Here is a 15,332-nt window from a genome sequence, read left to right as displayed (position 1 = left end):
GTCGCGGCCACCGATCCGGCGTCAGGCCCGTGGCGTATGGTGACGATGATGTCCCGCCCCGTAGAACTCCCCCTCGACCAGCCCGAGCTCACCATCCGCGCGGCGGGCGGATCCGAGGTCCGACGCAGCGTCCTGCCGTCGGGCGTCCGAATCCTCAGCGAGGACGTGCCGGGCAGCAGCAGCGCCACCATCGGCATGTGGGTTGCCGTCGGGTCGCGGGACGAGCAGCCGGGCGACCTCGGCTCCACCCACTTCCTGGAGCACCTCCTCTTCAAGGGCACGGCGTCGCGCTCGGCGCTCGACATCGCGGTGGCCTTCGACGCGGTCGGCGGCGAGCACAACGCCGTGACCGCCAAGGAGTACACCTGCTACTACGCCAAGGTCCGGGATCGCGACCTCGGCATGGCGGTCGACGTGCTCGCCGACATGGTCACCTCGAGCCTCATCGACGCCGAGGAGTTCGAGACCGAGCGCGGGGTCATCCTCGAAGAGCTCGCGATGGCCGACGACGACCCGGGGGACGTCACGAGCGAGCGCTTCTTCGAGGCCGTCCTGGGGGATCACCCGCTCGGCCGTCCCATCGGCGGCAGCCCGGAGGACATCGAGGCCGCCGAGCGCGACGCGGTCGTCGCGCACTACCGCCGCAACTACCGGCCGCAGGACCTCGTCATCACCGCCGCCGGCGCCGTCGACCACGATGCCCTCGTCGCCCGGGTCATCGCGGGCCTCGAGCGCGCGGGCTGGGATCTCTCCATCGAGGCCGCCCCCGTCGCCCGCCGCACGGGGGCCTCGCCGACCATCACGCGCGGAAGCGAGCTCGTCGTGGTCGACCGGCCCATCGAGCAGACGAACATCCTGCTCGGCGTCCCGGGTCTCGCGGCATCCGACGACCGCCGACCGGCGCTCGCCATGCTCAACAGCGTGCTCGGCGGCGGCATGTCGTCGCGCTTGTTCCAGGAGGTGCGCGAGAAGCGCGGCCTCGCGTACTCCGTCTACTCGTTCGGCGCCTCGTACTCCGACGCGGGCGTCTTCGGGCTCTACGCCGGATGCACGGCCGCCAAGACCGCGCAGGTCTCGCGCCTCATGCTCGACGAGTTCCGCCGCCTCGCCGACGAGCACGTGACCGACGAGGAGCTGACCCGCGCGTTCGGCCAGCTCTCCGGCCAGTCCGCGCTCGCGCTCGAGGACTCGGACACGCGCATGTCGCGACTCGGCCGCTCCGAGATCACCACCGGCGAGTTCGTCGACCTCGACGAGACGCTCGTGCGCCTCTCCCGCGTCACCGCGGAGGACGTGCGCGCCCTCGCGGCCGACCTCGCGTCCCGTCCGCTGTCCATCGCCGCCGTGGGCACCGTCGGTGCCGACGCGTTCGCCCCGCTGCTCGCGACCCCCTCGCTCCTCTAGGAGGAACCGTGTCCCACTACATCTACCTCGTCCGCCACGGCGAGCAGCAGGATGCCGAGCACGGCCTCCCGGACGGTCCGCTCTCCGGCCGCGGCAAGCGGCAGGCGCAGTGCATCGCCGACCGGCTGAGCGGCGTGCCGTTCACCTCGGTCCGGCACTCGCCGCTCGCTCGCGCGGAGGAGACGGCCGCGATCATGGCGGAGCGCATGCCCGCGATGGAGCCCGAGCCGTCGTCGCTGCTGTTCGACTGCATCCCGTCCGGCCCGGTGCCCGACATGCCGCACGCCTTCGAGTCGTTCTTCGGCGGCATCACCGAGGAGGAGATCGACGCGGGCAGCGCCCAGATGGCGGATGCGGTGAGCGAGTTCCTGGCGCCCGCCCGCGGCGACCGGCACGACCTGCTCATCACCCACAACTTCGTCATCGCGTGGTTCGTGCGGCACGTGTTCGACGCCCCGGAGTGGCGCTGGATGGGGATCAACCAGGCCAACTGCGGCCTCACCATCATCCGCGTGCGCTCGGCGAAGCCACCGGTCCTCGTCGTGCACAACGACCTCGGCCACCTGCCGGTCGAGCTGCGCACGGGCCTGCCGGAGCAGCAGCCCTACTAGCCCCGAGCTGCGACCCGCACCGCCGGTCGCCGTCCGCGGGTGGCCGTCGCCCGGGCATGCGCCGAGGCGTCCCCGGTACGCTGGCCGGATGACAACCACGGTCGCCGTCGTCGGCGCAACGGGCCGGATGGGCCAGCTGATCACGCAGATCGTCGAGGCGAGCGAGGAGTTCGAGCTCGTCGCCAGCCTCGACTCGAAGGGCGAGCTGTCCGACATGCTCGGCGCCGACATCGCGGTCGACGTGACGCTCCCCGCGGTCAGCCAGGGCGTCGTCGAGTACGCGATCGCGCACGGCATGAACGTGCTCGTCGGCACCAGCGGGTGGACGGGCGAGCGCATCCAGGGCCTCGAGCGCCGCATCACCGGCAACCTCGCCGTGGGCGTCGTCATCATCCCCAACTTCTCCGTCGGCAGCGTGCTCGCGACGTCCTTCGCGCAGATGGCCGCCCGGTTCTACGACTCCGTCGAGATCGTCGAGGCCCACGGCGCCACGAAGATCGACTCGCCGTCCGGCACGGCGGTGCGCACCGCGGAGCTCATGTCGCAGGCCCGCGGCACCCGCGGTCCGGTGCAGGCGCCGCACACGGACCAGCGCGCCCGCGGCCAGCAGGTCGCGAGCATCCCCGTGCACAGCCTCCGGATGCAGGGCGTCGTCGCCAAGCAGGACGTGGTCTTCGGCGGCAACGGCGAGGTCCTCACCATCAGCCACGACACGCTCGCCCCGAGCGCGTACGAGGCCGGGATCCTGCTCGCCCTCCGCGCGACCCGCAGCGCGCGCGGCGTGAGCGTCGGGCTCGACCGCCTCATCGACCTCGACGGCTCGCGCGAGCGCGCGGCCCGTGCCTCCGACCCCGCGTCGACGACCGGCCCGGTGGACGACGGCGGCCCGAGCGGCCAGGCCGCCGCCGTCACGAGCTCCTGATGGGGACGCGCATCGGCGTCGGCCTCATGGCCGTGCTCATGCTGCTGTACCTGGCGGTGGCCGGCCAGTTCGCCGTCCTGCTCGTGCTGTCGGGCCAGCCCGTCGGGATCCTGCTCGGCATCGGCCTCGTGCTCCTGTCGCTCGTCGGCGCGTGGGCGCTGGTCCGCGAGCTGGCGTTCGGCGTTCGCAGCGGGAGGCTCGCGCGGATCCTCGAGGAGGAGGGCGGCCTGCCGGTCGACGACCTGCCGACGCGCGCGAGCGGGCGCCCCCTGCGCGACGCGGCCGACGCGTCGTTCCCCGTCTACCAGGCCGAGGTCGAGCAGGAGCCCGCGAGCTGGCGGGCGTGGTTCCGCCTCGGGCTCGCCTACGACGCGAGCGGCGACCGCCGACGTGCACGCGGGGCCATCCGCCGCGCGATCGCGCTGCACGGCACGCGCGAGCCCGCCGCCTGATCCGGCGCGTCGGCCGGCGTCCGGCGGGATCCGGCGCGTCAGCCCTTCGCGAGCAGCCGGTCGATCGCCAGCTCCACCGTGGGGTCGCGGAACGCGAAGCCGTCCGCGAGCAGCTTCTCCGGCCGGGCCGGCTGGCTGGAGAGGAGCAGCTCCTGTCCGGCGTCGCGCAGGGCGAGCCGGATGAGCGCCTCGGGCGCGGGGACCAGGTACGGCCGGTGCATCCGCTTGGCGAGGTGCCGCATGAGGCGGTCGGCCATCACGGGCTCGGGCCCGGTGAGGTTCACGGGCCCGGAGAGCGACGACGTCAGCAGGTGCACGATGGCGGCGGCCTCGTCGCGGAGCGAGATCCACGGCCACACCTGGCCGCCGGTGCCGAGCTTGCCGGCCAGCCCGAGGTTCGTCAGCAGCCGCAGCGGCGCGAGCGCGCCGGCCTGCGCCAGCACGAGGCCCGTGCGGAGGGTCGCGACGCGCACCCCGGTCGGCGCCTCGTGCGCCTCGGCCTCCCACGCCTCGACGACCTCGGCGAGGAAGCCGGCGCCGCGCGGCGAGTCCTCGGTGAGGCGCTGCTGCGGGCGATCGCCGTAGAAGCCCACGGCGGATCCGTTGAGCAGCACCGCGGGCGGCGTCGCGGCCCGGGCCATTGCGTCGACGATGGTGCGCGTCGCCTGCACGCGCGAGGATCGGATCTCCTCCTGGTACGGCTTCGTCCAGGGCAGGCGGCTGATGGACGCGCCCGAGAGGTTGACCACGGCGTCGACCCCGTCGAGCGCGACGGGATCGAGGCGCCCCTCCGCGGGCTGCCACTGGCGCTCGTCGGGGGAGGAGGGCGCATGGCGCACGAGCTTCCGGACCCGGTGGCCCGCGTCGTGCAGCTGGGCCTGCAGCTCGGTGCCGATGGTGCCGCCGGCGCCCGAGATCAGGACGGTGAGCGGTGCGGGGGATGCGGTGCTGTCGGCCATGGTGGCGCCCTTCGTCGGTGCCTCACAGCCTAGGACGCGGCGCCGCACGGGAGCCGGGCGCGGGGCGTGCGCGGCGCGTCGGGGGAGCGCCGCGGATCGTCCCGGGCGGCCCTCCCACCCGGCGTCCCGCGCGACGGCGGTCGCGTACAGTGACGTCGTGCCCCACGACATCGCCTTCCGATCCGACATGACCGTGGAGCTCGTCCGCTCCAGCGCCCACGACTCCGACGTGATCTTCGCGGCCCGCGTCTCCACCGCCGGCGAGAAGACCCTCGAGCGCGCGCTCGACGAGCCGGACGGGCAGGACCGCGCCCTCGAGGGCGACGTCGACACCGAGGCGGAGGAGAAGCGCGTCAAGCGCGACCGCGGCCTCATCAACTACCTCATGCGCGACCGCCACGGCTCGCCGTTCGAGCACAACTCCATGACCTTCTACGTGCAGGCGCCGATCTTCGTGTTCCGCGAGTTCATGCGCCACCGCATGGCCTCGTACAACGAGGAGTCGGGCCGCTACAAGGAGCTCGACGCGGTGTTCTACGTGCCCGGACCCGAGCGCAACCTCGTGCAGGTCGGCAAGCCCGGCGCCTACGAGTTCCACGCGGGGAGCCCCGAGCAGACCGAGCTCGTGCAGGCGGAGACGCGGCGCACGTCCGAGGAGGCCTACGCCTCGTACCAGCGGATGCTCGAGCAGGGCGTGGCCCGCGAGGTCGCCCGCATCGTGCTGCCGCTCAACATCTACTCGTCGATGTACGTCACGCTCAACGCCCGCGCGCTCATGAACTTCCTCTCCCTGCGCACCAAGCACGAGGACTCGACCTTCCCGAGCTTCCCCCAGCGCGAGATCGAGATGTGCGCGGAGGAGATGGAGACGGAGTTCGCGCGGCTCATGCCCCTCACGCACGCGGCCTTCCAGAAGAACGGCCGCGTCGCGCCGTAGCGCACCGGATCGCGCGCCCGCCGACCGTTACCATGGGAGCCGTGTCGTCTGAGAATCCCTTCGGTCAGGTCCTGGTGGCGCTCGTCACCCCCTTCACCGCCGACGGCGAGGTGGACTGGCCGGGCGTCGAGAAGCACATGGACGACGTCATCACCGCGGGCGCGGACGGCATCGTCGTCACCGGCACCACGGGCGAGACCAGCACGCTGACCGACCCGGAGAAGATCAAGCTGGTCGAGGTCGGCCGCTCCGTGAGCGCCGGCCGGGCGAAGATCATCACGGGCGGCGGGTCCAACGAGACCGCGCACGCCATGCAGCTCGCACGCCAGAGCGAGAAGGCCGGCGCCGACGGCAACATGATCGTCACGCCGTACTACAACAAGCCCACGCAGGCGGGCGTGCTCACGCACTTCCGGATGATCGCGGACGCGACGGACCTGCCGGTCATCCTCTACGACATCCCCGGCCGCACGGGCATCCCCATCCAGTACGAGACGATCCTCCGCGCCGCGAAGCACCCGAACATCCTCGCGGTGAAGGACGCCAAGGGCGACCTCGCGCAGGCGAGCCGCGTGCTCAACCAGACGAGCCTCATGTACTTCGCGGGCGACGACGCGAACGCGCTGCCGACGCTCGCCATCGGCGGCACGGGCCTCATCGGGGTCACCGCCAACATCACGGCGACGCCGTACCGCACCATGGTCGACGCCGTGAACGCGGGCGACCTGGCCGCCGCCACGCACGCGCACCAGCAGCTGGAGCCGCTCGTCCGCGCCGTCATGACCCACGTGCCCGGCACGGTCGCGGCGAAGTACATCCTCCACGGCCTCGGCCGCATCGGCAGCCCCCGCGTGCGCCTGCCCCTCGTGGGCCCGGAGGAGTGGGAGGCCGCGCAGATCGAGGACGAGATCGACCTCGTCCGCGACGTGCCCGGCGTCGACTTCCGCAACTTCCGCCCCGACCGCAACGCCGCCGCCGGCGGAGCGCTGCCGCAGGTCGCCGGCACCACGCGCTGAGGCGCGCCCGAGCATCCCGTCGCCGGCCGTCGCGCCGCACCGCCACCCGAGGAGATCCATGCCCCAGGCCGTCTACGACCCGCCCGAGCTGAAGCCCGGCGTCCTCCGCATCACCCCGATCGGCGGCCTCGGCGAGATCGGCCGCAACATGACGACGTTCGAGATCGACGGCAAGATCCTCGTCGTCGACTGCGGCGTGCTCTTCCCCGAGGAGCACCAGCCGGGCGTCGACCTGATCCTGCCCGACTTCTCCTCCATCGCCGACCGGCTGGACGACGTGGTGGGCATCGTCCTCACGCACGGCCACGAGGACCACATCGGCGCGGTCCCGTACCTGCTGCGGCTCAAGCAGGACATCCCGCTGATCGGCTCCGGCCTCACGCTCGCGCTCATCGAGGCGAAGCTCAAGGAGCACCGGATCACGCCGTACACGTTCCAGGTGAAGGAGGGCGACCGCGAGCGCCTCGGGCCGTTCGAGCTCGAGTTCGTGGCCGTCAACCACTCCATCCCGGACGCGCTCGCCGTCGCCATCACCACCTCGGCCGGCCGCGTGCTGCACACCGGCGACTTCAAGATGGACCAGCTGCCGCTCGACGGCCGCATCACCGACCTGCGCGCGTTCGCGCGCCTCGGCGAGGCCGGCATCGACCTCTTCATGTCCGACTCGACGAACGCCGACGTGCCGGGCTTCACGCCCACCGAGCGCTCGATAGGGCCGGTGCTCGAGGCGGTCATCTCCAAGGCGCCGCGCCGGGTCATCGTCGCGAGCTTCTCGAGCCACGTGCACCGCGTGCAGCAGGTGCTCGACGCCGCCGCCGCCAACGGGCGCCGCGTCGCGTTCATCGGCCGCTCGATGATCCGCAACATGACCATCGCGGCGGAGCTCGGCTACCTCCGGGTGCCGGACGGGATCCTCATCGACGCGAAGAAGGCCGTGAACCTGCGGGACGACGAGATCGTCTACATGAGCACGGGATCGCAGGGCGAGCCCATGGCCGTGCTCAGCCGCATGGCGAACCTCGAGCACCAGATCGAGATCGGGCAGGACGACACGGTCATCCTCGCGTCGAGCCTCATCCCGGGCAACGAGAACGCCGTGTACCGCGTGATCAACGGACTGACCAAGCTCGGCGCGAACGTCGTGCACAAGGCCAACGCGAAGGTGCATGTCTCGGGCCACGCGGCCGCCGGGGAGCTGCTCTACTGCTACAACATCCTGAAGCCCCGCAACGTCCTGCCGGTGCACGGCGAGTACCGGCACCTGGTCGCGAACCAGCAGCTGGCCATCCAGACGGGCGTGCCGGAGCGCAACACGTTCCTCGCGGAGGACGGCACCGTCCTCGACATGAAGGACGGGCACGTGCGCGTCACGGGCCAGCTCGACGTCGGCTACGTCTACGTCGACGGGTCCACGGTCGGCGAGATCACCGACGCCGACCTCAAGGACCGCCGCATCCTCTCCGAGGAGGGCTTCGTCACGATCTTCGTGGTGGTCGAGCCGCAGACCGGCAAGGCCATCGTCGGGCCGGAGATCGAGGCGCGCGGCTTCGCGGAGGACAGCCGCGTGTTCGACAGCGTCAAGCCGCTCGTCGTCCGGGCGCTCACGGAGGCGGCGGCCAACGGCACGCGGGACACGCACGCGTACTCGCAGGTCGTCCGCCGCACGGTCGGCCGCTGGGTCAACTCGTCGCACCGCCGCCGGCCGATGATCATCCCGGTGGTCATCGAGGCGTAGGCCGGAGCGCGTCGCGCCGGTGCGCGCAGCACGTCCCGAGGGGGCGGGGGAGACCCCGCCCCCTCGCGTCGTCCCGGGGCGCCTGGGCGCGGGTGCCGCATCGCCTCCGCCGCGCGTGCCGCTCCCGTCCCCCCTCGCGGCCCCCGGTCGGGGGTGGGCACGTCATCCCCGCGGACGAAGCGGCGCGCACGACGCCGCCCCTAGCGTCGGGATCGACCGGACGGGCCGCAGGGGAACGCCGGGGAAGGAGCGGCTGTGGGCGTCTGGCGGAGATGGATCCTCCCGATCACGAGGCTGGTGGTGCTCGGGGCGATCGCCGTGGCGCTCGTCCGGATGGCGTTCTTCGGGACGACCGCGGAGGACACGGCCGAGACGCCGACCGGGTCGGTGGTGCAGTCGCAGGTGGCCGCCTCCGTGGCGACCGTCGTCAACGACGTGACGGTGAAGGGGGCCATCCAGCCGGATCCCGATGTGCCCGTCAAGGCGACGCTGCAGGGCAAGGTCGCGAAGCTCGTCGCCGGGCAGGGCGCCACGGTCCAGGCGGGCGACCCGATCCTCGTGATCCGCCAGGAGACGCCGGTGGACCCGGTGGTCGCCGCGGACGGCACCGTCACGCAGCCGAAGCCGAAGGTCGTCACCGAGACGGTGACGGCGTCGGCGGCGGGCTCCCTCGTGGAGCTCGGCGTGCTGGTCGGCCAGGAGGTCGCCGTCGGCGACGCGGTCGGCCGCATCGCGCCGCCCACCTTCCGCGCGACCGCGCCGCTCACCGCGGAGGAGCAGTACCGGCTCGTCACGCAGCCGACGTCGGCGACCGTCGCCATCGCCTCGGGGCCCGCGCCGTTCGCGTGCGGCGACCTGCGGATCGGGCAGCCGGCCGCCGCGAGCGGGACCGGCTCGGCCGGGACCTCGGGCGACGCCGGGTCGGCCGAGGGCACCGGGTCGTCGTCCGCGGGCGCGACCGTCTCGTGCGCCGTCCCCGCGGGCACGCGCGTCTTCCCGGGCCTCGCGGCCGAGATCACGATCCCCGCGGGCGAGGCACCCGACGTGCTGACGCTGCCGACCACCGCGGTCGAGGGGCTCGCCGACACGGGCAACGTGTGGCTCGCGTCGGAGTCGGGCGAGCCGGAGGAGCGCGCCGTGGGCCTCGGGATCAGCGACGGGAAGGTGGTGCAGATCACGTCCGGCCTCGCCGAGGGCGACATGGTGCTCGAGTTCGTGCCCGGCGCGCCCGCGCCCGAGGAGGACGCCATGACGATGCAGGGCGGGTACGGCGGATGAGCCTCATCCGCCTGGAGCAGGTGACCCGCACGGTCCAGCGGCCGGACGACGAGCCGCTGACGATCCTGCACGGCGTCGACCTCGACGTGTCGGTCGGCGACCACGTCTCGATCGTGGGCCGCTCCGGGTCGGGGAAGTCGACGCTGCTGAACATCCTGGGGCTGCTCGACACCCCGACCACCGGCGAGGTGTTCCTCGACGACGTGCCGATGGCGCACGTGTCGGGCTCGCGTCGCGATAGGGCCCGCGGGGGCGACATCGGGTTCATCTTCCAGCAGTTCAACCTGCTGCAGGGCCGCACGGCCCGCGAGAACGTGATGACCCCGCTGCTGTACTCGACCGGGCGCACCTTCTGGCGGCGGGCGTCGATCGCCGCGGACATGCTCGACCGCATGGGGCTCGGCCACCGGATCGACGCGATGCCGGAGACGATGTCCGGCGGCGAGCAGCAGCGCGTCGCCATCGCCCGGGCGCTCGTCCGCTCGCCCCGGCTGATCCTCGCCGACGAGCCCACGGGCGCCCTCGACATCGAGACCGGCGCGACCGTGATGACCCTCCTCGCGGAGGTCGCGCACGCGTCCGGCGCGGCGCTGGTGACCATCACGCACGACCCGACCGTCGCGGCCCGCGCCGATCGCCACCACCGCCTCGAGACGGGCGTGCTGGCGCCGGCCGAGGCCCTCACGCGGGAGGTCGTCGCGTGAGCGGCTGGCTCGCCCGCACGGGCACGGGCCTCGTCGGGGCGGTGGTCGAGGCGTGGGCGGAGCTGCGCATCCATCGGACCCGGGTGCTCCTCTCCCTCATCGGCGTCGCCGTCGCGGTCACGGCCATCACGTCCGTCGTCGGCCTCGGCGCGGTCGTGCAGCAGGCGCAGACCGAGCAGATGGAGCGGCAGTCGGGGCGCCCCGCCTCGCTCTCCGTCTCCATGTACTCCGAGAGCGGGGAGGGCATGCCGTACGCCGACCAGCGGGCGCTCCTCGCCGAGGTCGCCGACCGGTACGGCATCACGTGGTCGACCGTCATCGGCTCCGCGCCGCTCGCCGTCGAGCTGCCGGGCGGCGCGGAGCAGGTGTACGCGACCGTGGTGGATCCCGACTACGGGCAGATGCGCCGCGTGGACGTCGTCGAGGGCCGCTGGTTCGACGACGGCGACGCCGACCTCCTCGCGCCCACCCTCGTCGTGAACCGGGCGTTCCTCGCCCGGCTCGGCTCGCCCGACGTCGCGACCCACCCCACCGTCACGCTGCAGGGGGAGCGGGGCGCGCTCACGGCCGTCGTGGTCGGCGAGGTGCCCGACCTCTACGCCGAGGATCCGCCGTCCATGTACGTCCTGTCGTCGACGGCCGAGCGGATGATGAGCTCCGCGTCCCTGGCCGCGATGAGCCCGCAGATGGAGCTGTGGGTCCCGGAGGAGGAGTCCGACGGGCTCACCGCCGCCATCCAGTCGGACGTCGCCGCCTCCGCCCCCGAGGGCGTGCAGGCGAGCGTCAGCCGGAACGACTACGGCACCTACGACTACGACCCGCTGCTGTCGCTCAAGATCCTCGTCGGGGGAGTGGCCGGCCTCGTGCTCCTCCTCGGTGCGCTCGGCCTCGTGAACATCTCCCTCGTGACCGTGAAGCAGCGGATCCGCGAGATCGGCGTCCGGCGCAGCTTCGGCGCCAGCGCGGGCCGCGTGTTCTTCGCGGTGATGATGGAGAGCGTGGTCGCGACGGTCGCCGCGGGCGTGGTGGGCGTCATGGCCGCGGTCGCGATCGTGAAGAGCCCGTGGGTGCTCGCGTTCGTCGCCTCGGGCGTCACCGAGTTCCCGCCGTTCCCGCTCTCGGCGGCCCTCCTCGGGCTCGGCGCCTCGCTCGCCGTGGGCGCCGTCGCGGGCCTGCTGCCGGCCCTCGTCGCGGTGCGCGTGTCCGTCATCGACGCGATCCGGTACTGATGCCCGGGCCGGGCGGCGAGCGCCCCACCCGGCCCGGCGCGCGGCCCGTGACGGCGGCGCGGGATAACGTGGGTCGCATGGCTACGAGCACCAGGTCGACCAGCCGCGCCGGGAAGACCTCCTCGGGCGCGCCGCGCGCCACGCCCCCGCGGAAGGGGCGCGCCACGGAGACGAAGCAGCAGACCGTCGCCTACCCCGTCCACTCCGAGGGCCGCGGCCCCCTCGTCGCCCTGTGGATGGGCCTCGCCCACGCCACCGGCGCGCTCTTCCGGGCCCTCGGCCCGGAGAAGCTCGCGAAGGAGGAGCGCCGCGACGGCATCCCCTTCCTGCTCGTGGTGCTCGCGATCGCCGGCGTCGTCGTGGAGTGGTTCAACCCGCTCAACGACGTGGCCATGGCCTTCGACGCCTACACGTTCGGCGGCCTCTTCGGCCGGGTCGCCTTCGCGCTGCCCATCGTCATGGTGCTCCTCGCGCTCTGGCTGTTCCGCCATCCGGCGTCCGTCAGCGACAACGGCCGCATCGGCGTCGGCGTCTCCCTCTTCCTGGTCTCGATCGCGGGGCTCTGCCACATCCTCTCCGGCGCCCCGGATCCGCGCGACGGCATGCTCGGCCTGGCCCGCGCCGGCGGCGTCCTCGGCTGGGTGCTCGCGGCCCCGCTGTCGCTGCTCATCACGTCGATCGGGGCGGGCATCGTCGCGGGGATCCTGCTCCTGCTCTCCCTCTTCATCATCACGCGCACGCCGCCGAACCGCGTCGGCGCGCGCCTCCGCGAGCTCTACTCCTACCTCTTCGGCGCCCCGCCGGTGGACGAGGAGCAGCGCGCCGCGGACCGCGCCGCCCGGAAGGCGCAGGCGACCGAGCAGGTCGAGCTCGAGGGGCTCGACGACGAGGGCCCGGTCGACACCGACAGCCTCCCGTGGTGGCGCCGCAACCGCAGCCAGCGCGAGGACGCCCCCGCGTTCGACAGCCCGGTGCTCGCCCCGCACGCCGGATCCGACGACGTCGTCGACCGCTCCGCCGCGGAGGCGCCCACCACGGTCATCGACCGCACGGTGGATCCCGACGCCGCCCGCCCCGAGCCCGGCGCCTTCGCGGGCGACGAGGCCGCGACCCGCCGCATCGACCTCGACCCGCCCGTCGACGCCACCGCGACCGCGGTCCTGCCGTCCGTCCCGGTGCACCCCACCGGCATCCGCGACGACGACGAGCCCGCCGTCCTCCCGGGCTTCGAGGACGACGGATCCGATGCGGCCGTCGTCTCGGGGGAGTCGGACGCCCCGCAGGCGCCCTACCGGCTGCCGGCCGCGAGCACCCTCTCGCCGGGCACGCCCGCGAAGTCCCGCTCGTCGGTCAACGACGAGGTGGTGCGCGCGCTCACCGAGGTGCTCACCAACTTCCAGGTCGACGCGACCGTCACGGGCTTCTCGCGCGGTCCGACGGTCACGCGCTACGAGCTGGAGCTCGCGCCCGGCGTGAAGGTCGAGCGCGTCACGGCGCTCGCGAAGAACATCAGCTACGCGGTCGCGTCGAACGAGGTCCGCATCCTCTCGCCCATCCCGGGCCGCAGCGCCATCGGCGTGGAGATCCCGAACACCGACCGCGAGATCGTCTCCCTCGGCGACGTGCTCCGCTCGTCCGCCGCCACGAACAGCGCGCACCCGATGACCATCGGCGTCGGCAAGGACGTCGAGGGCGGCTACGTCATCGCCAACCTCGCGAAGATGCCCCACCTCCTGGTCGCGGGATCCACGGGCTCCGGCAAGTCGAGCTTCGTCAACTCCATGATCACCTCGCTCCTCATGCGGGCGAAGCCGAGCGACGTGCGCATGGTCCTCATCGACCCGAAGCGCGTCGAGCTCACCATCTACGCGGGCGTGCCGCACCTCATCACGCCCATCATCACCAACCCGAAGAAGGCGGCCGAGGCGCTGCAGTGGGTGGTGAAGGAGATGGACATGAGGTACGACGACCTCGCCAGCTTCGGCTTCCGCCACATCGACGACTTCAACAAGGCCGTCACGAGCGGGTCCATCGTGCTCCCCGAGGGCAGCGAGCGGACCCTCCGCCCGTACCCCTACCTCCTCGTGGTGGTGGACGAGCTCGCCGACCTCATGATGGTCGCGCCGCGCGACGTCGAGGACTCGATCGTCCGCATCACCCAGCTCGCCCGCGCCGCCGGCATCCACCTGGTGCTCGCGACGCAGCGCCCGTCGGTCGACGTCGTGACCGGCCTCATCAAGGCCAACGTGCCGTCGCGCCTCGCGTTCGCGGTGTCGAGCATGACCGACTCCCGCGTCATCCTCGACCAGCCCGGCGCCGACAAGCTCATCGGCCAGGGCGACGGCCTCTTCCTCCCCATGGGCGCCAACAAGGCCGTCCGCGTGCAGGGCGCGTGGGTGCAGGAGGCGGAGATCGCCAAGGTCGTCGAGCACGTCACCCGCCAGGCCCGGCCCGAGTACCGCCAGGACGTCGCGGTCGCCGCCGAGAAGAAGGAGATCGACGCGGACATCGGCGACGACCTCGAGGTGCTCCTCGCGGCCGCCGAGCTCGTCGTCAGCACGCAGTTCGGATCCACGTCGATGCTGCAGCGGAAGCTCCGCGTGGGCTTCGCCAAGGCCGGTCGGCTCATGGACCTCCTCGAGGCCCGCGAGATCGTCGGTCCGTCCGAGGGGTCGAAGGCCCGGGACGTCCTCGTCTCCGCGGAGCAGCTGCCGGGCGTGCTCGCGACGCTGCGCGGGGAGACGCCCGCGGCACCCGCGACCGCCGCCCCGGCAGCCGCGCCCGCGCCCGCCGTTCCCGCCGAGGCGGACGACGGGAACCGCTACCCGTCGGATCCGCTGCACAAGGACCTGGACGCGTACGAGCAGGTGGAGGCCGAGGGCGACGACGACGCCTGGGGCCTGACGGGCAGGGACTGAGCCGTGGTCCAGCCGAGCGCATCGGGCGCCGCCTCCGGGGCGCCGCGCGTCTGGCGCGCGGGCGACTCCCCGGCGAGCCCCTGGAACGTCGCCAACGTCCTCACGATCGTGCGGATCCTGCTGGCCCCCGTCTTCGTCGTGCTGCTCGCGGCGGACGACGGCGCCGACGGCCCGCTCCGCTACGCGGCCGCGGCGCTCTTCATCCTCGCGATCGCGACCGACGGCGTCGACGGGCACATCGCCCGCAGCCGCAACCTCGTGACCGACCTCGGGAAGCTGCTCGACCCCATCGCCGACAAGGTCCTCACGGGTGCCGCGCTCGTGATGCTGTCCGTGCTCGGCGAGCTCCCGTGGTGGGTCACGATCGTGATCCTCGTGCGCGAGCTCGGGATAACCGCGTACCGGTTCGCCGTGCTCCGGGACCGCGTCGTCGCGGCGTCACGCGGGGGCAAGCTCAAGACGGTCGCGCAGGCGGTCGCGATCAGCGTCGCGCTGCTCCCGCTGTGGGACGTGGTGGGCGACGGCATGCACGTCGTGAACACGGTGCTCATGTCGATCGCGTTCGTGCTCACGGTGCTGTCCGGCCTCGACTACATGCGGCAGGCGCTGCGGGCGGAGCGCGCGTCGTGACGGGCGTCGAGGGCACCGCGGATGCCACCGACGAGGAGCTCGCCGCCCGCGTGATCGCCGCCCTGGTGGCGAGCGGACGACGGCTCGCGGTGGCCGAGTCGCTCACGGGAGGGCTCCTCACCGCGGCGCTCGTCGGGGTCCCCGGCGCCTCGCGCGCGCTGACCGGCGGCATCGTCTCCTACGACACCGCGCTCAAGCGCACGCTCCTCGGCGTCGAGTCGTCGATCCTCGCGGTGCACGGCGCCGTCCACCCCGACGTCGCCCGGCAGATGGCGCACGGCGTGCGCCAGGCCTGCGAGGTCGACGGGCGCCCGGCCGACGTGGGCGTCGCCACCACCGGCGCGGCCGGCCCCGATCCGCAGGACGGCCAGGCTCCCGGCACCGCGTTCGTCGGGCTCTCCCTCGACGGCGACTCCCGCGCCATCCCCCTGCACCTCCACGGCGACCGCCAGGAGGTGCGCGCGGGCGTGGTCCACGAGGCGCTGCGGGTCCTCGCGGACGCGCTCGGATCCGATGGGAACATCTGAGGGACGTCCC

At 73.1% G+C, this 15,332-nt stretch carries 14 protein-coding genes; 13 read left to right on the top strand and 1 reads right to left on the bottom strand.

Annotated elements, in window-relative coordinates:
* Positions 1-48 precede the first annotated feature (48 nt).
* From FGG90_RS06420 to FGG90_RS06405, 4 genes are all read left to right on the top strand, one after another.
* A complete protein-coding gene (locus FGG90_RS06420) occupies positions 49-1,404 on the top strand; it encodes a M16 family metallopeptidase (RefSeq protein ID WP_094131470.1) in 1,356 nt (451 codons plus the stop codon).
* 8 nt (positions 1,405-1,412) lie between these two features.
* On the top strand, positions 1,413-2,015 hold the full coding sequence (locus tag FGG90_RS06415) for a histidine phosphatase family protein (RefSeq protein WP_094129065.1): 603 nt from the start codon (positions 1,413-1,415) through the stop codon (positions 2,013-2,015).
* A gap of 88 nt (positions 2,016-2,103) precedes the next feature.
* A complete protein-coding gene (gene dapB, locus FGG90_RS06410) occupies positions 2,104-2,937 on the top strand; it encodes a 4-hydroxy-tetrahydrodipicolinate reductase (RefSeq protein ID WP_094129068.1) in 834 nt (277 codons plus the stop codon).
* A complete protein-coding gene (locus FGG90_RS06405) occupies positions 2,937-3,389 on the top strand; it encodes a hypothetical protein (RefSeq protein ID WP_094129072.1) in 453 nt (150 codons plus the stop codon). The genes dapB and FGG90_RS06405 overlap by 1 nt, the downstream gene beginning before the upstream one ends.
* Before the next feature lie 38 nt (positions 3,390-3,427).
* On the opposite strand, the gene FGG90_RS06400 is transcribed toward FGG90_RS06405, so the two are convergent.
* On the bottom strand, positions 3,428-4,348 hold the full coding sequence (locus tag FGG90_RS06400) for a TIGR01777 family oxidoreductase (protein ID WP_094129075.1): 921 nt from the start codon (positions 4,346-4,348) through the stop codon (positions 3,428-3,430).
* Positions 4,349-4,535: 187 nt separating this feature from the next.
* Between FGG90_RS06400 and thyX the strand changes: the two genes are divergently transcribed.
* The 9 genes from thyX to FGG90_RS06355 all read left to right on the top strand — a co-directional run bounded on the left by thyX (position 4,536) and on the right by FGG90_RS06355 (position 15,322).
* A complete protein-coding gene (gene thyX, locus FGG90_RS06395) occupies positions 4,536-5,285 on the top strand; it encodes an FAD-dependent thymidylate synthase (protein WP_214582457.1) in 750 nt (249 codons plus the stop codon).
* A 32-nt stretch (positions 5,286-5,317) separates the two neighbouring features.
* A complete protein-coding gene (gene dapA, locus FGG90_RS06390) occupies positions 5,318-6,301 on the top strand; it encodes a 4-hydroxy-tetrahydrodipicolinate synthase (protein ID WP_094129081.1) in 984 nt (327 codons plus the stop codon).
* A 58-nt stretch (positions 6,302-6,359) separates the two neighbouring features.
* Positions 6,360-8,036 carry a ribonuclease J gene (locus FGG90_RS06385; protein WP_094129084.1) on the top strand — a complete coding sequence of 559 codons (1,677 nt, stop codon included), beginning with the start codon at positions 6,360-6,362 and terminating at the stop codon, positions 8,034-8,036.
* Positions 8,037-8,336: 300 nt separating this feature from the next.
* Positions 8,337-9,314: an efflux RND transporter periplasmic adaptor subunit gene (locus tag FGG90_RS06380; protein ID WP_237583536.1), complete on the top strand. Its 978-nt coding sequence runs from the start codon at positions 8,337-8,339 to the stop codon at positions 9,312-9,314.
* Positions 9,311-10,018, top strand: coding sequence for an ABC transporter ATP-binding protein (locus FGG90_RS06375; protein WP_094129088.1), 708 nt, complete (start codon positions 9,311-9,313; stop codon positions 10,016-10,018). The genes FGG90_RS06380 and FGG90_RS06375 overlap by 4 nt, the downstream gene beginning before the upstream one ends.
* The gene (locus tag FGG90_RS06370; RefSeq protein WP_094129091.1) at positions 10,015-11,247 is read left to right on the top strand and encodes an ABC transporter permease; all 1,233 of its coding nucleotides are present in this window, start codon (positions 10,015-10,017) and stop codon (positions 11,245-11,247) included. Before FGG90_RS06375 ends, FGG90_RS06370 begins: the two co-directional genes overlap by 4 nt.
* Positions 11,248-11,324: 77 nt before the next feature.
* On the top strand, positions 11,325-14,165 hold the full coding sequence (locus FGG90_RS06365) for an FtsK/SpoIIIE family DNA translocase (RefSeq protein ID WP_094129094.1): 2,841 nt from the start codon (positions 11,325-11,327) through the stop codon (positions 14,163-14,165).
* Between the two features lie 3 nt (positions 14,166-14,168).
* Positions 14,169-14,795, top strand: a complete 627-nt coding sequence (pgsA, locus tag FGG90_RS06360; RefSeq protein WP_094129097.1) for a CDP-diacylglycerol--glycerol-3-phosphate 3-phosphatidyltransferase — start codon at positions 14,169-14,171, stop codon at positions 14,793-14,795.
* Positions 14,792-15,322, top strand: coding sequence for a CinA family protein (locus FGG90_RS06355; protein WP_094129101.1), 531 nt, complete (start codon positions 14,792-14,794; stop codon positions 15,320-15,322). Before pgsA ends, FGG90_RS06355 begins: the two co-directional genes overlap by 4 nt.
* Positions 15,323-15,332 lie beyond the last annotated feature (10 nt).

This window comes from Clavibacter michiganensis subsp. tessellarius (assembly GCF_021922985.1).
GTDB classification, from domain to species: Bacteria; Actinomycetota; Actinomycetes; order Actinomycetales; family Microbacteriaceae; genus Clavibacter; species Clavibacter tessellarius.
This window is presented reverse-complemented; position numbering and strand designations above follow the sequence as displayed.